At 48.2% G+C, this 21,484-nt stretch carries 13 protein-coding genes; 7 read left to right on the forward strand and 6 right to left on the reverse strand.

Translation table 11 applies throughout. The annotated features are described in order from the left end of the window. Positions 1-64: 64 nt before the first annotated feature. The 3 genes from RDV52_RS00445 to RDV52_RS00455 all read right to left on the reverse strand — a co-directional run bounded on the left by RDV52_RS00445 (position 65) and on the right by RDV52_RS00455 (position 5,385). Positions 65-3,343, reverse strand: a complete 3,279-nt coding sequence (locus tag RDV52_RS00445) for a protein O-mannosyl-transferase family (RefSeq protein ID WP_004367444.1) — start codon at positions 3,341-3,343, stop codon at positions 65-67. A gap of 304 nt (positions 3,344-3,647) precedes the next feature. Continuing rightward, positions 3,648-4,847, reverse strand: coding sequence for an SGNH/GDSL hydrolase family protein (locus RDV52_RS00450; RefSeq protein ID WP_004367445.1), 1,200 nt, complete (start codon positions 4,845-4,847; stop codon positions 3,648-3,650). 214 nt (positions 4,848-5,061) lie between these two features. Then, on the reverse strand, positions 5,062-5,385 hold the full coding sequence (locus RDV52_RS00455; RefSeq protein WP_004367446.1) for a hypothetical protein: 324 nt from the start codon (positions 5,383-5,385) through the stop codon (positions 5,062-5,064). A gap of 759 nt (positions 5,386-6,144) precedes the next feature. Here RDV52_RS00455 and mtgA point away from each other — a divergent pair. The 3 genes from mtgA to RDV52_RS00470 all read left to right on the forward strand — a co-directional run bounded on the left by mtgA (position 6,145) and on the right by RDV52_RS00470 (position 10,598). Beyond that, complete coding sequence (gene mtgA, locus RDV52_RS00460; RefSeq protein WP_023925170.1) at positions 6,145-6,834, forward strand: monofunctional biosynthetic peptidoglycan transglycosylase; 690 nt, start codon at positions 6,145-6,147, stop codon at positions 6,832-6,834. Positions 6,835-6,858: 24 nt separating this feature from the next. Next, positions 6,859-9,294: an ATP-dependent helicase gene (locus tag RDV52_RS00465; protein ID WP_004367448.1), complete on the forward strand. Its 2,436-nt coding sequence runs from the start codon at positions 6,859-6,861 to the stop codon at positions 9,292-9,294. 104 nt (positions 9,295-9,398) lie between these two features. Next, positions 9,399-10,598: an aspartyl protease family protein gene (locus tag RDV52_RS00470; RefSeq protein WP_004367449.1), complete on the forward strand. Its 1,200-nt coding sequence runs from the start codon at positions 9,399-9,401 to the stop codon at positions 10,596-10,598. Positions 10,599-10,860: 262 nt separating this feature from the next. On the opposite strand, the gene RDV52_RS00475 is transcribed toward RDV52_RS00470, so the two are convergent. Then, a complete protein-coding gene (locus RDV52_RS00475; protein WP_223381220.1) occupies positions 10,861-12,414 on the reverse strand; it encodes a DUF6377 domain-containing protein in 1,554 nt (517 codons plus the stop codon). A gap of 938 nt (positions 12,415-13,352) precedes the next feature. Further along, positions 13,353-15,458: a prolyl oligopeptidase family serine peptidase gene (locus RDV52_RS00480; protein WP_004367453.1), complete on the reverse strand. Its 2,106-nt coding sequence runs from the start codon at positions 15,456-15,458 to the stop codon at positions 13,353-13,355. A 154-nt stretch (positions 15,459-15,612) separates the two neighbouring features. On the opposite strand from RDV52_RS00480, the gene RDV52_RS00485 reads away from it, so the two are divergent. Next, positions 15,613-16,302, forward strand: coding sequence for a four helix bundle suffix domain-containing protein (locus RDV52_RS00485; protein ID WP_004367454.1), 690 nt, complete (start codon positions 15,613-15,615; stop codon positions 16,300-16,302). A gap of 117 nt (positions 16,303-16,419) precedes the next feature. On the opposite strand, the gene RDV52_RS00490 is transcribed toward RDV52_RS00485, so the two are convergent. Further along, positions 16,420-17,580: a bifunctional methionine sulfoxide reductase B/A protein gene (locus tag RDV52_RS00490; protein WP_004361817.1), complete on the reverse strand. Its 1,161-nt coding sequence runs from the start codon at positions 17,578-17,580 to the stop codon at positions 16,420-16,422. Between the two features lie 981 nt (positions 17,581-18,561). Between RDV52_RS00490 and RDV52_RS00495 the strand changes: the two genes are divergently transcribed. The 3 genes from RDV52_RS00495 (at position 18,562) to RDV52_RS00505 (ending at position 21,381) form a co-directional block, all read left to right on the forward strand. After that, positions 18,562-19,686: a PCMD domain-containing protein gene (locus tag RDV52_RS00495; RefSeq protein WP_004367457.1), complete on the forward strand. Its 1,125-nt coding sequence runs from the start codon at positions 18,562-18,564 to the stop codon at positions 19,684-19,686. 23 nt (positions 19,687-19,709) lie between these two features. Then, positions 19,710-20,477: a porin family protein gene (locus RDV52_RS00500; RefSeq protein WP_004367458.1), complete on the forward strand. Its 768-nt coding sequence runs from the start codon at positions 19,710-19,712 to the stop codon at positions 20,475-20,477. A 340-nt stretch (positions 20,478-20,817) separates the two neighbouring features. Then, positions 20,818-21,381, forward strand: a complete 564-nt coding sequence (locus RDV52_RS00505; protein ID WP_004367459.1) for a DKNYY domain-containing protein — start codon at positions 20,818-20,820, stop codon at positions 21,379-21,381. The last annotated feature ends 103 nt before the right edge of the window (positions 21,382-21,484 follow it).

A 21,484-nucleotide genomic window follows, 5' to 3' on the forward strand; every position in this document is an offset into this window, starting at 1 on the left:
CTGTTGTGTATCAAAGCCTGTGCTAAAAAACGTAGAGGCGGACAAAAATCCGCCTCTTTTACGCTTATTGCATCTTGCCTCCGCGTGTCTCGTAGGCTTTCAACATACCCAAAAATTCGTTGTTATGTGCTGCAGCCCAGCGTGGATTGTTCTGCTCGTTTGCACGAATATACTGATACAATATCTGCAAGTGCATTGCACAAGAACTCATATTCATATTGAATGTACGTTCAGGAAGACTGAGATAATAGCGAATGTATTGTGCAGAAGTCTTCCACATGTCGTTGTACATAGCCTCTGCCTTAGCCTTCTTTCCTAACATATAGTAGGCATCAGCCATTATCGGACCACCCTTTACATACGAGAACGAAAGCGGAATATTATAGGTTGGCAACACTTTTTCGGCTTTTTCGAGCACCTTCAGTGCCTTGTCTTTCTTGCCTTCCAGTATCAAATTCATTGCCAGCTGCGCCATTTCGCGACGGTGTGTGTAGCACATTCGTATCACAGTTTCGTCGAGATAGACTCCCTTTGTGGCTACTCCACCCCATCGGAACTTGTTCATCATCACGTTATAAGTCTTCTCCGAGTCGAAGCTGCCGCCCTTTCGTGTGTTGAAAGGAGTGATGCGGTTCAGCAATCCTTCCTGTATGAAGTTGTCGCCAAGGTTCATGAAGTTGTCGCTACCTACGGTAACAGCCACGTAAAGCGGGCGTGTCCAGTTGCAGTTGGCAATCATTTCGAGCATCATGATGTCGTTCTTCAACAGTCCTTCCTTACCTGCGAGCGAGATAACCATACGGTCTGGAATGCTGTCGGCAGGCATCATCATGCCACTTCGGCGCACTGCTGCCTTGTCGATGGTCATATATAAGGTGTCAGTAGGTATGCGGTGGAACTGCGGATCCTTGGCGCGCACCCAATATTTCAGCACGTTCTTCAGTTCGAACGGGTCTTCGCCAAACTGTTTCCGAGCCTGTTCGGGGTTCTCTTTATACATCTCCTGAACTTGCTGTTTAAGGTTTGGTTCAATCGGAACGTACTCGTTTGTGCCACTTATATAGTCGAGACGGTTCCACCTGATAGGCACACTTGGCGATGTGTAGGCAGGTCGGCGCATCTGGTCGATGTACCAGTCGGTCTGCAAGTATGACAGGTTGCAGACGCGAGTATCGGTGCGCACGCCCTCAACATCTTGGTTGTACCACAGCGGGAAGGTATCGTTGTCGCCGTTGGTGAATACGATTGGATTGCCCTTTTCCTGCATGGAGTTCAGGTAGTTCTGTCCAAAGTCGCGGCAAGTGTAGCGATTTGAGCGGTCGTGATCGTCCCAAGTCTGCGATGCCATCTGTATCGGAACGATGATAGAGGCTGCCGATGCGATGGCAGCAGCAGTTGTTCCGGAGAGTTTCAGCTTCTTCAGCCAGTCGTAAATGGCAAGCACTCCGAGTCCGCACCATATTGCGTAAGCATAGAAAGAGCCTGCATACGCATAGTCGCGCTCACGCGGTTGCCCCGGCGTTTGGTTCAGATAGATGACGATGGCAAGCCCCGTCATGAAGAAAAGGAAGAACACTACCCAGAACTGTTGTATGCCTCTGCGACCTCTCCATGCCTGCCAGAACAGACCGAACAGACCGAGCAAGAGTGGCAGACAGTAGAAAACGTTGTGCCCCTTGTTGGCTTTCAGCTCGTCGGGCAGCAGGTCCTGGTCGCCATAGAGCATGTTGTCGATGAACGAAATACCCGTAATCCAGTTGCCGTGTTCGGGTTCTCCGAAGCTTGGCAAGTCGTTCTGGCGTCCGGCAAAGTTCCAAAGGAAGTATCGCCAGTACATAAAGTTGCACTGATAAGACAGGAAGAAGCGCATGTTCTCCATCTGTGTGGGCATCTTCACGCCGTCTACGTCGTGTCCTTCAATGCCTCCCATAATCTGTTCGTAGTCCTGTGCGTGTGCATTGTCCCACATACGAGGGAAGAACATGTTCTGTTCGAACACCTGCGAAGTCTTGTTCCGCACAAGGAAATAAGCGTCCGGCTCGTTTGGCGATGCCTTTTCCTTGCGTTCGTAAACAGGTTTCCCCTTCTTGATTTCGTAGTGTCTGCCGTCTTCTGCCACCTTTGGCTGGCTGGTATAAGCCTGTCCGTAGAGCTTAGGAGAGTCCTCATACTGGTCGCGTGCAAGGTAACTGCCGAGCGTGAAGATGTCTTCCGGCGAGTTCTGATCCATTGGAGGGTTCGCCGTCGAGCGTATTACGATTTCGGCATACGATGCGTATCCGATTATCATCATGAGCATACAGAGCAGCGCGGTGTTCTTCATGCGAGCCGAAACGAGCAGTTCCTTGCCACGTTTCATATTCAGCACGAAGTAGAAAACCGTAAGAATGACGACTCCGACGATGAATGCCGACCACCCGTAGCCTACGAATGGAATACCAATCAGTGCGAAAGCTATCAGGAAAGCAATGTTCTGTCGGCGCAGATTGCTGTCCTTGTACGTCTCGGCAATTGCCCAAATGAAGCTGCCGATGAGCAGCAAGATGTAGAGAATGGTACCCGTGTTGAAAGGCATACCGAGCGTATTGGTAAACAGAAGCTCGAAAAATCCCCCCACAGTAATAATGCCCGGCACCACGCCCCAGAGCACTGCGGCTACCAAAACGATAGATATTGCGAGCGCAACGAGCGACCCTTTGAGGTCCGCATTGGGCACACGCTTGTAGTAATAAACCAGAACAATGGCAGGAATACATAGCAAGTTGAGCAAATGGACGCCGATGGAAAGACCCGTCATGTAGGCTATCAGCACCAGCCAGCGGTCGGCATGCGGCTTGTCGGCATTGTCTTCCCACTTCAATATGAGCCAGAACACCACCGCGGTGAATGCCGACGAATAGGCATAAACTTCGCCTTCGACAGCCGAGAACCAGAAAGTGTCGCTGAAAGTGTATATCAATGCGCCCACCATGGCTGCCCCTTCGATGGCTATGAGCTTGCCCATCGAGATGTCTTCGCCGTCGCGCACGATGAGCTTACGGGCGAGATGGGAGATTGTCCAGAACAAAAACATGATGCAAGTTGCCGACAACAGTGCGCTCATAGTGTTCACCATGCGTGCCACTTGGGTCGCATCGCTTGCAAAATGCGAGAAAAGATTGGCTGTAAGGGCAAAGAACGGTGCCCCGGGAGGGTGCCCTACTTCAAGCTTATAGCCTGTTGTTATGAACTCGGGACAGTCCCAGAAACTTGCCGTTGGTTCTATTGTGGAACAGTAAACAAAGGCGGCTATCAGGAAAGCGAGCCACCCCAGCGTGTTGTCCACTAATCTAAACTTCTTCATTTATTATATATATAATAATGTGTAAATCGGTTTTTACTACTCGTAAGCCTACTTATTCAAAGTAGAATGCAAAGGTAATGCTTTTTTCCTGTTACCTTTTAAAGGCTGTATAAAAATAAGTTAAAGGCAGGTTTTTAAAGTTATCGCCGATGTCTTTTTGTCTTTTAATCGAACGGAGGCTGCCTTCTTGTTGAAAGGACATGGCAGAACATACAAATAAAAGACAAGGCAACGATGCCACGTTCACCCTCTGCAGGGGCATGTCTCATGGCATTCCTGACAATCACGGACAACAAACGGACGCCTAATTAGTGCCCAGCTCGTGTGCCAAAACCTTTGCGGCGTGCTCGCCCATCGCCTTGTATCCTTCAGGGTTAGGGTGCAGCCAGTCGCCACTTTGCCATTCCTTGCGCAGCTGTCCGGGCTTTTGTGGATTGCGCATGACGGCATCGAAGTCGATAAAGCCGTCGGTCTCGTGTGTCGTCCTTATCCATTCGTTCACGGTCTGGCGTGCCTTCTCGCGTGCCTTGGTGTAATAACCTTTACACCCTTTAAACGGAGTTATCGTGCCCATATACACTTTCAGTCCTCGCGCATGCGCCTTTTGGGTCATTTCCCGATAGGCTTCTATCAGCTGACGTGCCGTTTCTGCGGGATTCTTTGAAGTGCCAATATCGTTGATTGCCTCGAATATGATAACCGAGCGCAGTCCGTTCTGTCCAAGAATATCGCGGTCGAAGCGTTCCCGTCCGGGTGTTCCCAAGCCTACAGACAGTATGCGGTTGTCGCCAATGCCGAGGTTCAGCACGCCCGTTCCAGCTTTTCCGGGTGTGTTGATGGCCGCCGAAAAGATGTCGGTCCAGCGGTCTTGTGCATTGTCGATACTCGCTTTTCCGTCGGTAATGCTGTTTCCGAGAATGGCAATTGCCGATGCGTTGGTGCCAAGCACTTCTATTCCGGCTATGTTAAACCAGTGTTTTTCGCGGAAAGCGGTGCTGAAACTGGTATTGCCGTCGGCTTTTCCTTTCAGAATGTAGGTGGTTGTGCGCGACCCCATGTGCACGGTGGGCAGCTTGGGTGCCTTCAGGTAGTTGATGGTAATGGCTATTCGCTCCAATGGTTGCAGTCTGAAGCGTAGGGAATCGGAGTACACTGCCTTTCCAGCAGGCAGGGTAACGCCGTCTCTGCCGTTGAATTTAAGATACCTAACCGTTTCTTTGTCTATGTCGTACTCGTTTTCTGCCCGTGCAACATACACGCTTTCCATCTCCACAGGTTCGTCTGACAGCTCGTTGCTCAGCTTCAGTCGGATTGTGTTTCCGCCGATGCTCACCTTTACAATTTGCCTTACTGCCCTGTCGTCCAGCTGGTTGTTGTAGGGCATGAACCTTTTATCGACGGTTTGCGGGGCGCAAGTCCATGTGCCCACCCAGCGTTCTTGCTGTGCGAATGTGGCAATGCCGGAAAGCAGCAGCAGTGCCGTCATAAAGCTACGTATATACATTATTCTAAACAGTTTATTCGTCTTGTCGCCACAAAGTTACGAAATTATTTCAAGAAAGTGCGCTGCATGCACCACCAAAAGCAGCCCTCCACAGAACGACAGGTGCTCCGTGCCAGCCCGATGCCTACGGAAAAGGGAGTACAAATCCCTTGCACTCCCTAAACTCATTATAAAATACTTCTAATGAATAATTTTAAAAAACAACTTTATTAAATCAAAATGTCTCTTTCCCATATATGGAGGGGGTAGCGGGAATGCCCGTGTTGCATTCCACTGCCCAGCCGGTCATGGCCTTGCTACCTCCCCTCCGCCTGACAATGCAGAGGCCTCGGGATAGCTGGTTAGGCTCAGCTGACAGGCATGCACCGCTGACTGAACATGTGGGTTGTATGGTCGTGGCTGTCCGACAGGCTTGCTTGCCCATGCAAGCAGGGGCAGCAGCGACGGCAACCAGACTTGCCGCAACCTTTCCCGATGTGCCTGCAGCAAATGGGTACGCACCCTGTTTAGGCGCAGCGTGCATTGCACTATCGGTCATTTCTGCTATTTTCTTTTTTTACTATTAAGTTAATACAGCAAATTTAAATAAAAATAATGATACTGCCAAATATTTTTCACAGAATTTTCATGCTTTTTTCATCTTTCTTCAGGAATTGTATCAGTTTGTAACCTTTTTGTCTTTACGATACGTTAAAAATGCTTTCACTTCCTGACTTGCAAACGATTGCATATGAAAATATGCGAAAAGTTGATACTTTCTATAGGTTATTCCGCCACGTGTGTGTACCTTTGCACGCAGAGAACCCCAATATAGGGATTCAGTGATTAGGTAAATAGGTTTTTTTCATGATAATTATTAACAGGTTATTTTTGTTCGATGAAGAGGTAAAAGTAAATGAAACATTTTGAATACTTCATGTAAATAGTTTTTCATAGGTATAAATTCAGATTATATTTTTGGTTCAACGGGGCTCGTAGGCTGTGAAGCAAGCGAGCTCTTTTTGTGTATATGGCTGTGGCTGCTCTGCCAGGGCACTGTGCAAGACGGTCTGTCTGGCTGTGCAAAAGAGCCTGTTTTGCATGGTAAAACAGTGCCTTTTACCGTGCAAAAGGCACTGTTTTGTTTTTCAAGGGCGTGGGGGCTGTTGCCTTCCATGGTGCTCCGTGGGTTCCATTACGCCTACGGGCAACTGCCAGTTTCAGGGTTTAGGGTGCACACTTTCCGTGCGCATACGTACACAAACAAGGCGAAGTTTTCTTGTTTGGCAGCCATCTTTTTCGTAACTTTGTGCTTCGTATGGTAAAGAAAGTCATTAAATTTGCAAAATGGATAGCCGGTTTGCTGTTCGTTTCCTCTATATTGAGCGTGGTGGCATACCGCTTCATACCTGTCTATTTCACGCCCCTGATGTTTTCGCGCTGCTTCGAACAGATTGTGAACGGAGAGAAAATAAAGTTGTATCACCACTGGATTTCGTTAGAAGAAATGCCCCCATCAATGCCCGTTGCCGTAATGGCGAGCGAAGACCAGCGCTTTCTTACGCACCACGGCTTTGACTACAAGGCGATAGAACAGGCGGCGAAAAGCAACCTGAATGGCGGAAAGAAGCTGCGCGGTGGCTCTACCATTTCGCAACAAACGGCAAAGAACGTGTTCCTGTGGCAGGGACGGTCGTGGCTGCGCAAGGGATTGGAAGCGTACTTCACTTTCCTTATCGAGACTTTCTGGAGCAAACAGCGCATCATGGAGGTGTATCTCAACTCCATAGAGATGGGCGACGGCATCTACGGAGTGCAGGCTTGTGCAGAGAAAAACTTCGATGTGGACGCACGAAACCTTACCCGTTCGGACTGCGCACTGATTGCTGCGACGCTGCCCAATCCCCGCCGCTTCTCGTCGAAAGCACCGGGACCGTACATGCGCAAGCGGCTAAGGCAGATTGAAACACAGATGAAGCACATACCGGCATTCCCGTCAGACAAATAGAAAAGAGGACTACAGACTACTGAAATGCAAGAGAAAACAGAAAAAAAGATAAAGGAACTGCTCGCCCAACTGAACGAAAGCCAGCGCGAAGCAGTGGAATATTGCAACGGACCATCGTTGGTTGTGGCAGGCGCAGGCTCGGGAAAGACACGCGTCCTGACTTATAAGATTGCCTATCTGATAATGTACGGCGTGCTGCCTTACCGCATTCTTGCGCTCACTTTCACCAACAAGGCAGCGCGGGAAATGAAGGAACGCATCGGAAATTTAGTCGATAAAGACCTTGCCGACCGTCTTTACATGGGCACGTTCCACTCGGTTTTCTCCCGCATTCTCCGTGCAGAGGCACAGCGCATAGGCTACAACAGCAACTTTACCATATACGACGAAACCGATTCGAGGTCGCTCCTGAAGTCGATTATCAAGACTTTGGGACTGAGCGACAAGGACTACAAGCCGTCCACGGTGCACAGCATCATATCGATGGCGAAGAACCAGCTCGTCGGTGCCGATGCTTTTGCTGTCAGCAATGGCGGACAGAGTGGCTTAAAAGGGGCAAAACTGAAAGCCGTTTCGCAAATCTATGCTGCCTATCAGGCTCGTTGCAGGCAGGCAAACGCCATGGATTTCGATGATTTGCTGGTGAACACGTTCCGCCTTTTCAACGAAAATGCCGACATTCGCAACAAGTATGCCGAGCGCTTCCAGTATATTCTGGTAGACGAATACCAGGACACGAACTTCGTGCAAGTGGCTATCGTGAAACTCCTGACAGCCAAGCACCAGCGCATTTGCGTGGTGGGCGACGACTACCAGAGCATCTATTCGTTCCGGGGAGCGAGCATCGACAACATCTTGGACTACCAAAAGAAGTTCGACAACGTACAGGTTTTCAAGCTGGAACGCAACTATCGGTCTACCCGGAAGATAGTGGAAGCTGCAAACTCGCTCATGAAACACAACGCCCGACAGATACCGAAAGACGTTTATTCGGAGGAAAGCGAAGGGGCAAAAATAAGCTACCGACCTTGCTACAGCGACAAAGAAGAAGCCATGGTGGTGGTGAAAGAGATTAAAAAGCTAAAGCGTTCGCAATCGTTTGGCTATGACGGCTTTGCCATTCTCTACCGAACCAACGCACAAAGCCGCAGCTTTGAGGACGAATTACGCAAGTCGGCTATTCCCTATAAGATATTTGGCGGACTGTCGTTCTATCAGCGCAAGGAGATAAAAGACATCATAGCCTACTTCCGTCTGGTGGCTAACCCGAACGACGAAGAAGCCTTCAAGCGCATCATAAACTATCCGGCACGAGGCATCGGAGGCACTACGCTGATGAAAATAATAGACTGTGCCAGTGCCAACGAAGCCAGTCTGTGGGACGTTATAGGCAACGCTGCACGCTACAATTTGGACATTAACAAGGGAACGGCGGCGAAACTAACGGCGTTCGTCGAGCTAATCAATGGCTTTATCCGCGATTTGGCTATGTCAGACGCCTACACCTTGGGGGCGAAAATAATAAAAGAAAGTGGCATCTGGGCGGATTTGGCACAGGGAACAGCCCCCGACGACGTGGCACGACGCGAGAACCTGGAGGAGCTTCTGGCAGGAATGCAAGCCTTTGTGGACGAAAGAAGAGAGGAAGGACGGGCAGACGAAACCTTCCTGACCGACTTTCTGCAAGAGGTGGCGCTCTATTCCGACTTGGACAAGGCGGACGATGGCAGCCCCAAAGTGTCGCTCATGACTATCCATGCCGCCAAAGGCTTGGAGTTTCCGGTGGTGTTTGTCGTTGGCTTGGAAGAGAATATATTTCCTAACGCAATGGCTGCCGGCTCGCGAAAGGAGCTTGAAGAGGAACGCCGACTGCTCTATGTGGCAATAACAAGGGCAGAACGGTTCTGCTATCTCACCAATGCGAAGAACCGCTACCACTTCGGCACGATGCAATTCAACAATCCCAGCCGCTTCCTGAAGGACATAGACCCTGCCTATATAGACACAGAGGGCGAACCCTATAGTGGCAGTGGCAACCGAATGCCGTGGGACGAACCTGCCAGAAGCAGCCGATGGCAGAACGCAAACCCCGTGGCAAGTCAGTTTAAAGCCGACCCCCGACCGAAAATAACGTCTCCACGGACTCCTGAACGTGCCGCAGATCCATTGTCGGAACGCACGAAACAGCGACTGATAAGCGAGGGCGGAAACTTCAGAAAGCTGTCGGCAGCCCTCTCAAACGGTGGCAGACAATCTGCAGCACCCTCCCGGACAACCGCTCCGGACGCAGTTTCAGGGAATGGACTTACAGTTGGCGCGACCATTGAACACCAGCGTTTCGGCATCGGCGTAGTAGAAGCAATGGAAGGAACAGGCGAGAACGCAAAAGCAACCGTAACGTTCCGCAATGCAGGAACGAAACAGTTGCTTCTGAAGTTTGCCAAATATAAAATATTGTAGGCTGGTTCCGGAATTATCTTTGTAACGTGGATCCGACATAAGAACCCACGTTACATTTAATCAAATTTGCGTATCTTTGTACACAATCATTAAGTTTGAGACTGATGTCATACATAAAACAGCTCTTTTGTACCTTGATTCTGATTGCCACCATAGCCACAAATGGTATGGCTTTCGGTAATGAAAAGGATTACCTTTCCTTTGATGTGAAGGAAAAGAACTTCGTTGATACAATTCCAATTGTCTATAGGTATGGTCAGATCTTGATGCCTGTAACCATCGAAGGTAGGGCATACAATTTTCTGTTGGATACAGGTGCCGGGTTAGGACTTATCAATCTACCAACAGATATTAAATTTAACGAAAGCCAGAAGAGTATTTCGTTCAGCGATGCCAACAGCCAGTCGCTCGTTCGAAAGACGGTTACATTGCCTGAATTAAAGATTGGAAACCTCACCTTACGCAATTATCCCTGTGTCATCTCCAAGACTCCATTCTCATGTGCCAATGATGGAATAATAGGTTTCAACCTTATTCGCAAGGGGATTATCATAAAGATAGACCTTCGCGCAGGTCATATTATCCTCACTGACAAGAAGAAATTCTTTAAGAATGAGCCAGGATACAAATCCAAATATATATGTACCGATGTGCCAATCGTGCAATTCGCGACTTCTTATGGCAAGTCTCGTGAATTAGCTGTATTCGATACAGGCTATAATCAGATGTTTTCAATAAACCTGCGAGAGGTTTATGATTTGTGGGCAAATCCTAATATCAATAAAGAAGCTGTAGAATTCTCAGCACAGACAGTGTGGACAGGAATGGGATCTTCGGGTTCAATCTCTGTAAGTGGTACAGTTGAAAACGAAGAACACTTTATGAACTTGAAGCATCTCAATACTTTTGGTGTTTCATTCGACTCTGTTCCATGTACTGCGAGTCCAAACTTTTGCAACATTGGAGGTAAATTGCTTAAATATGGAACAATGATTATTGATAACAATACGCATCGTATGATCTTTCAACCTTATACCAACAGCAATCATATAGATGTCAATGAACGTGTTCAGAACTTTACAGTTTCATTGAGAGATAACACCCTTTTCGTTTCAAAGATTAATGAAGCATCAGACGAGTACGCCCAAGGATTGCGTGTCAATGATGCCATTACCGAAGTGGAAGGCATTGCTGTTTCCAATTATTGTGATTTAATAGAAGCAGTAGCAGATATCAAACGTTCTTATTTTGTAAAATTCAGAGGAACCGATGGAAAGGAAAAGCAGGTTCTAATAACTAAGTAAATCAGACAGCAGTATAGCTATTGCATAACCGTCTGATGTATAGTGCATTATAGCTCCCACCGTCTTACACGGCAAAACAGCCCCTTTTACACGGCAAAAACAGGCCTTTTGCAGTGCAAAACAGCCTGTTTCAGAACACAAAACCATATTTTAAGCTTTTCGTTGGAATTATCCTTACAAATCGGAAATCATTTCAAGGCTGGTTCTAAAAATGGTTTTCGCCTCCTGCCTGCACCTGTTTGATGCTCCAAAAAGGTAGCCTCTACCCTATCCTTTTTACTGCACTTTCAAACGAGCCGTGGTCGAACGCACGTGCCTTCAGCTTGGAACGATAAGTATAAACGGTGGTCAGGCTGGCTCGGAGGATAGACGAGATACGGACATTGTCGCTGATACCCAGCCTGATAAGAGCCAGAATGCGCAGTTCGGTGGTAAGACGCTCGTCGCCTTTCGGAACTATCTGTGCGTCTTTGCGCAGCAACAAGTTCACTTCTGCAACGAAATTAGGAAATATATTCAGGAAAGCTGTATCGAAATTGATATAGTATTCGTGCGTGGCAATCTGTGTAAAAGAATTGTTTTTCAGTTCCGTATAGAGTTCTTCCATACGTTTTTCGCGTGCCAGACGGTTGTAAATCTTCCGCTTGGCTTCAGCTTGGTCTATTAAATTCGATGCCAATTCCAGGAAGCGGGCAATGTATTCTTCCTTGATATTATTGGCTTCGCAAAGCTGTGCATTCACTTTGCTAAGGTCTTCCACGGCTTTGTTCAGCTGCTTGTTCATCAAAACCATTTGTGCATGCGTCTTTCGGTAGCGTCGAAGATACCTCCAAATGAAGAAGACCGCCACGACGAGGGCGATGGCAACGACACTTACGGCAAGCAGGAGCCCGAAGATGTGCATGCGCTGGGCACGCTGCTGTACGCTGTAAGCCGAGAAGATGCGGGGCAAGATGTACGCATTCTGGACGTTGCGCAGGCGTGTGCCATAGAAATTGGCATCTTCTATCGAGATGTTCAGACAGTTATAAGCCCGCTCTATGTCGCCTTGCTCGAACAGTACAGCCGCCAAAAGGCGCATGGAGTTGTTCTCCTTGGACGACGAACAGATGTCGCTCATTGCGCTTTGCACAAGATAAGCGTGCTGTTGCCGGGTATTCCCAAGCTTGGAATAAAGTTCCGACAGGTCGAAACAGATCATTGCGTATTCGTGATCGTCCTTCTTCCATCGCTTCAGGTAGTTTTTCAGTATGTCGATGGCTTTCTGCGTGTGTCCCCTCTTGCTCAGTTCGGCTGCCTCTGCACGCACATACGCATACGTATCCTTATACGGACTGGACAGGATAAGCCTTCTGAAGTGTTCTGCCCGAGCCTCGTACGAAGCGTGCAACTGGGTTCCTGCAGTGTATTCGGACATCAACGACATCAGCAGATACCATTCGTCGTAGAACTCCTGGAGCAATCTGTCGTCGAGAACCGACACATTTATGCTGTCCAACAAGTCGCGCGATTTATCAAAAAGTGCTGCCAGCGTATGCACATGCACCTTTTTAAGTTGCGCTTCAGCCAACCATTTCGCATCGTTCATACGCTTTGCGTAGAGAATGGTACGGTCGGCGTAAGCCAAAGCCGAGTCGAACCGGAAAGATTCGTACTCTTCGTAGAGCTGCATACATATTTCGTAGCGTTGCCTGTCGGTAAGATGTGGAGTAGAAAGGCGTTGGCGTATGTCGCCTATCCGTGCCAGCTTCTTGTCGGTTATGGCTTTGCTTTGTTCTATAAGACGGTCCAACGCATCGTATTCAGCGGTTGCCATTACGGCAGAGCTATGCAATAATGCGAAGAAAAGAAGTAGACACCAACACAGAAACGTGGCTTTGTTTTTTTGGAGGTCTTTTTGTTTCATTCTATAATAACCGTAATTCGGATATACAAAGGTAGACAGAATTATTGGAAAGTACAAATTTTGACATGAAAAAAGTGTACCATGAAAGCATCATACCCCTGGTACACTTCACGTTTAGTTACGTTTTGATTGAGAGCGTTCACTCTTGCACCTATTCTGCAAGGTCTCAATTCCTTGTTTCCTGAAACATCTTTTCTACCATTAAATGTTATTTCATCACATTGCCTCACGGCAGCTCTTTTGTTAAATCTGTTGCAAAGATAAGCAATAAAATCGGTGTTGCAATGCGTTGCAAACATAAATCTAAGTCGCCATATAGCCTATAAAAATCATATATCACTTATTTTCAGATATTTATATATATTAATAGAGATTTCACATGGTTGAAAAATCTAAACTAATTCGCAATATAGAAAGCGCGGAACGAAACAAATTGGGGTATAGCAGAACAAGAATAACCGTAAAAACAAAGAGTGGAAACAACATAGAAAGATGGTATTTCCTTCTGCAAAAAACATATATCATGTCCATTCCAAGCCAGGAAAAGCATCTGCTCTGGCGCATTTCGTGCCACGATTGTTCTTCCGTAATCTAATAAATATCATACGCCTAAAAACGGCCATCATGCTTCCGCAATGCAATAGAGGCTCTTTTACAACGCAAAACAGGCTCTTTTACCGTGCAAAAGAGCCTGTTTTGATTTATAGGGGTGTGGAGATTTTCTGGAGCATGGGTATCATAGAGTCATGGTTTCCCCATGACGCCAAGTGTCTTAGGCGTCATGGAAGGGGCTGTTTGCACCCAGGCTCCATAGGCTTCCTATGGTTTCTATGCGTCCGAAGTCCCGTTTATTTAAACTTCATGCCCAAGTTCCACATAATAAAGCTGTAGATGTCGGCTTGTTCCTCTAATTGCTTGGCAAGCGGTTTGCCGCCTCCGTGCCCTGCCTTGCTGTCGATGCGAATGAGAACGGGGGCTGTTCCGCCCTGGCATTCCTGCAATGTCGCAGCGAACTTGAACGAGTGTGCAGGTACAACACGGTCGTCGTGGTCGGCTGTGGTTACGAGTGTTGCAGGGTAGCTGACGCCTTTCTTCAGGTTGTGCAGCGGCGAATAAGAATACAAGTATTCGAACATCTCCTTGCTGTCTTCGCTCGTACCGTAGTCGGGAGCCCAGTTCCAGCCGATGGTAAACTTGTGGTAGCGCAGCATATCCATTACGCCCACTTGCGGAATGCACACCTTAAACAGGTCGGGACGCTGTGTCATGCAGGCACCAACGAGCAATCCGCCGTTGCTGCCGCCCATGATGGCGATGTGGTCCTTGCTCGTGAAGCTGTTGGTAACAAGCCATTCGGCAGCCGAAATAAAGTCGTCGAACACGTTTTGCTTCTGCATCTTCGTGCCTGCAACGTGCCATTCCTCGCCGTATTCGCTTCCGCCACGAAGGTTTACCTGCACGTAGATGCCGCCATTCTCAAGGAATGGTATGCGCATAGACGAGAAATTGGGGGACAGAGAGATGTTAAAGCCACCGTATCCGTAGATTAATACGGGGTTCTTGCCGTTGTGTTTCAGTCCTTTACGGTAGGTAAGGAACATTGGAACGTGCGTTCCGTCCTTGCTGATGAAGAACACTTGCTCGGTGGTGTACTTGCCAAGGTCGAACTTAACCTTGGGTTCGGTGTAGACGGTGCTCTTGTTCTGTGCCATGTCGTACTGGTAGATGGTGCCCGGAACGGTGAACGATGCAAAGCTGTAGAAGCATTCCTTTTGTCCACGTTCGCCGCTGAAGCCGGCTCTTCCAACCGTCGGCAGCTTTATTTCGTTGAGTTCCTTGCCTTCTAAAGAGTAGACATAAAGGTGCGTAGAGGCATCTTGGCTGTAGGTAAGCACGAGCTTGTCGTCGGCAAACTGGACGTCTTCGAGCACGCCTTTGCTTTCTCCGATGAGTTCTTTCCAGTCTTTGAAGCCCGGCTTATGTATGTCGGCAACCATTACCCTGCCCCGTGGTGCCCCGTCGTTGGTAAGCAAGTAGATGTTGTCGCCGACGGTTTCGATGGGGCTGTACTGCAAATCCATGTTGGAAGTCATCTGTATGAACTGTGCATCGGGCACACGAAGGTCTCGCACGTACAGGTTCATTCCCGAGCCTGCACCGCTTTCGTGGAGGAACATCATGGTCTCTTCCTTGTTCAGCGATACCGAATAGAAGCGCAAGGGGTGGGCCGGGTTCTGGTAGAACAACACGTCCTGCCCCTGTGGCGCGCCTATTTTGTGGTAGTAAACCTTGTGTACCTCGTTCTTCGAGCTATACTCCTTACCCTTCTCGGGGGCATCGTAGGCACTGTAGTAGAAGCCGTTGCCACACCATTGCGCACCTCCGAACTTCGCCCATTTTATGTGGTCGGACAGCAGTTCGCCCGTCGCCACGTCCTTAACGTATATTTCTTGCCAGTCGCTGCCGCTGCGCGAGATGACGTAAGCCATGTATCTGCCATCTTTAGAGAAGCTTATTCCTTGCAGAGCCACGGTGCCGTCGGTGCTCAACTTGTTCGGATCGAGAAACTCGTGGAGTGCTCCTCCGAGTTCGTCCATCTGGTAGAGGACGCTCTGGTTCTGCAGTCCGTTGTTCTTAAACACATACCATTTGCCGTTCTTTTTGAAGGGAGCGCCTACCTTTTCGTAGTCTGCCACCTCCTTTAACCGCTTCAGAAGTTTGCCACGGAAGGGTATCTTTGCCAAGTATTCGTTGGTTATCTTGTTCTCGGCAGCCACCCATTCTGCCGTTTCTTTGCTTCTGTCGGCTTCCAAGGGACGGAAGGGGTCGGGTATTTTTACCCCGAAGTAGGTGTCCACCGTACCATCTTTGGGTGCGTTAGGGTAAATTTTCTTTTGTGCCGTCATTGTTGTTGCGGTCAGCGCAAGTGCCGACAATACTATAAAATGTTTCATTCTGTATAATAGGTTTATGTTATTTCGCCGATTTGAATGGCACAAAGATACTAATATTTTTCTTATTCTGAACGGCTATTGCCAAACTTTTGACTTACAGTTTCGCCGTACAAACTTTAATAACTACCTTTGCAGAACATACGTTACAAGTACTATGAACAGACAAAAAGATGAGACACAACCTTCGAAGGAAAACATTTTGCGGCAGAGCGTCCCTTACACTGAACTGTTTTTCTACCAAAAGGCAGATGCCATATACCGGCTGACTTACATTTTTTGTCAGCGTTTTCTGCCCAAATATGGCGACCGCACAGTAGACCAAATGGTACAGGCAGCCCGTTCGGGTAAGCAAAATATCGTGGAAGGAATAGAAGATGGCAACACATCGACGGAGATGGAGCTTAAGCTTCTCAATGTTTCGCGCAGCTCATTGCAGGAGTTACGCGAAGACTACAACGACTTTTTACACACGCGCGGTCTTGCTCGCTGGACATCGGAACACCATCGTTACGATGCAATGCTTGGCTTTTGCAAGCGTCATAACAAGGCAGAAGATTATCTTTCGTATGCCAACAGGTGGACGGCAGAGGAATTTTGCAACACGTTGCTCACACTTTGCCACATCACAGACAAGATGATGTGCAACTATCTTGCCCGTTTGGAGAAGCAGTTTGTAGAGCAAGGCGGCATCAAAGAACGCATGCACGCTGCCCGTACAGGCTACAGAAAGGAACAAGACGAGCTGTTGAAAAGGCTACAGACAGAGAACATACAGCTGAAAGAAGAAGTGAAGAGGTTGCAAGCGGAAGTGAAAAGGCTACAAGAAAGGTTGGCGCAGCGGTAGCGCAACGCCCCTTGAAGCTTGCAGGGATAGTAGGAATGCCAGTTTTCCTAGTATCCCTAGGGTTCCTAGGAATACTAGGAACCCTACAAAAGCTTATGCCCATAAGAAAGCTAACCCCTACTTCTCCCTCGCTTTCCTTGCATATTCGAACAGCGAAGAGGGCAGGTGGCAATATCCGCCGGGGTTCTTGTCGAGATAGTCCTGGTGGTATTCTTCCGCCCGATAGAAGTTTTTCAGGGGCAGGAGTTCCACTTCGAGCGGCACGGAGTGCTTGCGTGCTTCGGCATCGAACACCTTTTTAATAACAGCACGGTCGGCTGGGTCGGTGTAATACACGCCAGTCCTGTACTGCGAACCACGGTCGTTGCCCTGCTTGTTGTAGCTTGTGGGGTCGATAGAGGCAAAGTACAGCTTTACAAGGAAGCTCAGCGACACCACCGTAGGGTCGTACTTGATGTGCACAGCCTCGGCAAAGCCGGTGCCGTCGGTGCACACTTCCTTGTAGGTAGGGTTCTTTGTGTGCCCGTTGGCATAGCCCACTTCGGTAGACAGCACGCCCTTCACCTGCTTTATGTAGTGCTCCGTACCCCAGAAACAGCCGCCTGCCACGTATATTTCCTTTTCTTTCCTCACCAATTTGGTATAGTCTCCGTAGCCTTCCTTCTCCATTTGGTCGAGCGGAACGAAGCGCAGCGATGCACTGTTTATGCAGTAGCGCAGCCCACCCCGGTCTGCCGGACCGTCGTCGAACACGTGTCCAAGGTGCGCATTGCCCGTCTTGCTCCTTACTTCGGTGCGCTGCATGCCGTGCGAATTGTCGGATTTCTCCACCAAGAGTTGCTTGTCTATAGGCTTGGAGAAGGCTGGCCAGCCGCACCCCGAATCGTATTTGTCGGTGGACGAGAACAGCGGTTCGCCCGTGGTAATGTCTACATAGATGCCCGGGCGGAACTCCTTGTCGTACTCGTTGGTGTACGGACGTTCGGTTGCAGCCTGCTGCGTAACGGCGTATTGCTCGGCTGTGAGCTGGCGACGCAACGTTTCGTCGCTGGGTCGCGTAAATGTTTTCTCTGTCATTTTTGTTGTTTTAATAGTTGTATCGTTGTCTTCATGGGTGGCTGACGGTGCACGGTGGGTGCACGATGTACCTGCTGAAGCGAACAGCAAAACCCACAACGAAGTCAGCAAACAGCTCACTCGCAGTGTGGGCAGCATGTTTCTAAACTTGTTCAGAAGCAGCAAAGCCATTGTTGCCATAGTGTTTTTGTTTTGTATCATAGTTCATCAGCATTTTTGTTTTGTGCTCGCTAAATTACTAAAAAGTATCCATTCGGTTGCATTCCGTTCGTTTTATTTAACTAAAATAATTACAATATGCCTTCCATGCGGTTTCTTTGCCTGCCTGCAACAGGCATTCCTGACATTCCGTTGAATTTAAAATGACTTTTAAAAAAGTGAAAGAAAAACGAAAAGATAAAAGATTTGTTTGCCCCATTCAATAAATACGACTATATTTGCAGATGCATATTTTCTATCAACAGGCACGGTCCGACTTTGCGAAAAAGTCAGGGTTCCATTATGCAAAAAGCTTTCACAACCTGCTTTTTTGGCTTGCCAACATGGCGAAGACCGTTGCCTCTATACCAACCAACAGGCGTATTGGTTTAAGACAAAATAGGTTTAGATTTGGTTTTTAAAGTATAGATGTTCCATTCTGGTGCATTGCGATGCCATAAAAGAATGGTTATAGTTTTCATTACATACCGATCGGGAGGTTAGTATGTTTTCATTGACGATATAAAATAAAGGAAATTATGTAGATGGACGAAGGCTAACCGTGAGGTCGGCTTTCGTTTTTTCATGGCATTCGTGTGCAGAACATTCCACGGAGAAACAGAGGTGGTTGTCCCCAAGAGCCTGTCTTGCGCATCAAAACAGTGCCTTTTACACATCAAAACAGGCTCTTTTACACTGCAAAAGGGTGGGTTTTGCAGCGCAAAAACGGCTCTTCTGTATAGTATTGGCAATGAGATAGTTGCAATATACGACTTTTCGTTGAGAATATTTATATATTTCTCACCCAGTCTGTACGTTCCTACAAGATGATGGTTTTGCGTTTCGTGCACTGCATTTTCGCTATTTCTGATAGATTTGTGCGTGCTCATCATTCTGTGGTGAATAATCTAAAAAGGTGTAAAAAACTATCTTTTTAAATATTTTTTTATAACTTTGCACACAGAAAATTTTTCTTATAAGAATATGAAACACATGAAAATATTGTTGCAAAACATGCTTTGCCTGCTGCTCGTGCTGTCGTTTGCATCGTGCATCAAGGACGAAGCACCCAACCAGGAAGCCGACATCGTGGCAGCAAAGGCGGGCAGCGAAGGTCTGCTGATACGCGAACCGCTGATTACGAACAACGAAGTGAAGTTCTTTGTCAATGGTGGCAACGACCTCACCCACCTGGCACCACAGTTCGAACTTACGCCGGGAGCCACCATCGAGCCTGTCAGCGGAACCGTGCGCAACTTCCTGACGCCCCAGACCTACACCGTTACGTCGCAAGATGGGCAGTGGAAGAAACAATACAAGGTGTCGTTCGTCAGCAACGACGTGGCTACCGAATACCACTTCGAGAACATGCGGTGGTACAAAGCCAAACGACAGTGGGACGACAAGGAGGAAAGCAGCTTCTTCCACATATTCTACGAGCTGCCTGCACCGAAAGACACGATGGACTGGGGCAGCGGAAACGCAGGCTTCCTGATAACCAACCAGGACGCAAAAGCCGAGGAATATCCTACCAGTCAGGCAGATGGCGGAGTCGTGGGCAAGTGCGCCAAGCTGCAGACAGTAAGCACTGGCAGCTTCGGAAAGATGGTCAATGCGCCCATTGCAGCAGGCAACTTGTTTACGGGTTCGTTCCAGATAGACATTGCAAATCCAGCCAAATCGACACGGTTCGGGCTGCCTTTCCGCAAAATCCCTACCCGACTGGCAGGCTACTACAAGTATAAGGCAGGACCATCGTACACCGACAAGAACAGCAAAGTGGTGGAAGGAAAGCACGACGACTTTGCCATCTATGCCGTTCTCTACGAAGTTACACCGCAAGTGCCCTATCTCGACGGAACAAACTCGCTTTCGAGCGACAACATCGTGCTGAAAGCCGAACTTGAAAACCGCAAGGAAACGAATGCGTGGACGCATTTCGCCATAGACTTCAAAGCCGTAGACGGACGCAAAATAGACGCCAAGAAGCTGGCAGAGGGCAAATACAACCTTGCCATCATCATGTCGTCGAGCAAGGACGGTGCCGTTTTCAACGGTGCAGTGGGCAGTACGCTCTATGTAGACGAAATGGAACTCTACTACAAATAAACCCTAAATCTACCGACAAAGAAATGAAAACAATAAATATTATTGCGAAAGTTGCAACATCAACTCTGCTTTTCTGCATAGCCGTAACCGCCTTGGCACAACAGGAAACCCCATCTGACTGGGAGTTTGAAGTAAAGGCTGGCGTCAATATAGGAGGGGCTTCGCCACTGTCTATGCCACGCGAAATAAGAAAAATCGACAGTTATAGTCCGCGACTGAATGCATCTATCGAGGGCGTAGCTACCAAATGGCTCGGCACAGACCACAGATGGGGCGTATCGGCAGGACTGAAATTTGAACAAAAGGGTATGATAACGGGCGCAACCACAAAGGGTTACAGCATGGAAATCATCAACGACGGCGAACGTGTGTCGGGCTTTTGGACGGGCTATGTGAAGACACGGTACAACAGTACCTTCCTTTCCGTTCCCGTGATGGCCAACTATCGCTTCTGCCAGAAGTGGAAAGTGCGCGCCGGACTGTTCGCTTCGTTCCGCCTGGACGGCGAATTTAACGGACAAGTCAGCGACGGTTATTTGCGGGAAGGCACTCCAGTGGGCGAAAAACTTGTCTATGAAGGCGGCAAGACAGCTCCTTACGACTTTTCATCGCACCTCAATCACTTTCATTGGGGCATACAAATAGGTGGTACGTGGCAGGCTTTCAGCCACCTGACACTTAATGCCGACCTTACGTGGGCAGTGAAAGACATATTCGAAAGCAACTTTAAAACCATTACTTTCAATATGTATCCCATCTATCTGAACCTTGGTTTTGGCTACAAATTCTGAACTTTTAGAATACAAGACAGCAGCTGTCTAAACATATCCACGAATATTCCACAGGGCATAAAGGTCGATTTGCCGTGCCATCACGCCGGCGAAACGTCATTGCAGCGTATGGTTGCAACGACGCAGGGCGTAATCTATCACGTTCCTAACCACAAAGAGACACCACAAAAATGCCAAAAAGAACATGAGCAACGGGATAAATCACGCCTCTACAACGAATGTTTTCCGTTTTCCCTACAATCATTTAGGACTTTCCCGATGGCAGTCTCACATTTTACCATTACCTTTGCCCTATCGTAAAACAAACCCCTACGGGCATAAAACATGAAAGGAAAAATCTATGAAACAGAAGAAATCAAACCGCCTACGCTGCAGCGCACTCTTGCTTTTCGCTGCTTTCACACTTGCAGCAAACGCACAAGCACCACAGAAAAATACCAAACTCTATTCGCTTAACCGCAACGGTGTGTACTACCAAAGACAGCCAATTGTAGACGCCGACTACCGCTCGTTCGTCGATTTAGGCTTCGGTTACGCCAAAGATCGCTATAACGTGTACTACTTGGGGCGCATTCTTCCGTATGTAGACCCTATGACTTTCGGACTTAAAATAGCTCAGCCCTATCCGGGCGACTATCCAACAGACGAAGACTGGTACGAATCCGATGACGGCTACTACCGCTATCGCATAACATCGAACGCCGTTCTGTTTCGTGGAAAGAAGATAAGCGACTCGCCACGGAGCTTCAAAGACCTTGGCTGGGGCTACGGAAAAGACGCTTTCGACGTGTATTATATGGGACGAAAAATAGAAGGCGCATTCACAAGCACCTTTAAAGTGCTCGAAGATGGCTATGCCGAAGACTCGTTCGAAACATATTACAAGGGCAAGAAAGTAAAGTAAAAGATTTCCAAGAGGCATGGTTTCCCATAGGATTCATAGATGCTCTATTTCTCCCAGAATACCCATGGCTCCAATAAAGAGACACAACTGTCCTGCATAAATA

Source organism: Prevotella nigrescens (genome assembly GCF_031191185.1).
GTDB classification, from domain to species: domain Bacteria; phylum Bacteroidota; class Bacteroidia; order Bacteroidales; family Bacteroidaceae; genus Prevotella; species Prevotella nigrescens.

Coding starts and splice junctions, on each gene's coding strand:
- RDV52_RS00480 (WP_004367453.1), bottom strand. CDS start 15,458: ATGAAACATTTTATAGTATTGTCGGCACTTGCGCTGACCGCAACAACA.
- RDV52_RS00445 (WP_004367444.1), bottom strand. CDS start 3,343: ATGAAGAAGTTTAGATTAGTGGACAACACGCTGGGGTGGCTCGCTTTC.
- RDV52_RS00470 (WP_004367449.1), top strand. CDS start 9,399: ATGTCATACATAAAACAGCTCTTTTGTACCTTGATTCTGATTGCCACC.
- RDV52_RS00450 (WP_004367445.1), bottom strand. CDS start 4,847: ATGTATATACGTAGCTTTATGACGGCACTGCTGCTGCTTTCCGGCATT.
- RDV52_RS00505 (WP_004367459.1), top strand. CDS start 20,818: ATGAAACAGAAGAAATCAAACCGCCTACGCTGCAGCGCACTCTTGCTT.
- RDV52_RS00485 (WP_004367454.1), top strand. CDS start 15,613: ATGAACAGACAAAAAGATGAGACACAACCTTCGAAGGAAAACATTTTG.
- RDV52_RS00495 (WP_004367457.1), top strand. CDS start 18,562: ATGAAACACATGAAAATATTGTTGCAAAACATGCTTTGCCTGCTGCTC.
- RDV52_RS00475 (WP_223381220.1), bottom strand. CDS start 12,414: ATGGCAACCGCTGAATACGATGCGTTGGACCGTCTTATAGAACAAAGC.
- mtgA (WP_023925170.1), top strand. CDS start 6,145: ATGGTAAAGAAAGTCATTAAATTTGCAAAATGGATAGCCGGTTTGCTG.
- RDV52_RS00490 (WP_004361817.1), bottom strand. CDS start 17,580: ATGATACAAAACAAAAACACTATGGCAACAATGGCTTTGCTGCTTCTG.
- RDV52_RS00500 (WP_004367458.1), top strand. CDS start 19,710: ATGAAAACAATAAATATTATTGCGAAAGTTGCAACATCAACTCTGCTT.
- RDV52_RS00455 (WP_004367446.1), bottom strand. CDS start 5,385: ATGACCGATAGTGCAATGCACGCTGCGCCTAAACAGGGTGCGTACCCA.
- RDV52_RS00465 (WP_004367448.1), top strand. CDS start 6,859: ATGCAAGAGAAAACAGAAAAAAAGATAAAGGAACTGCTCGCCCAACTG.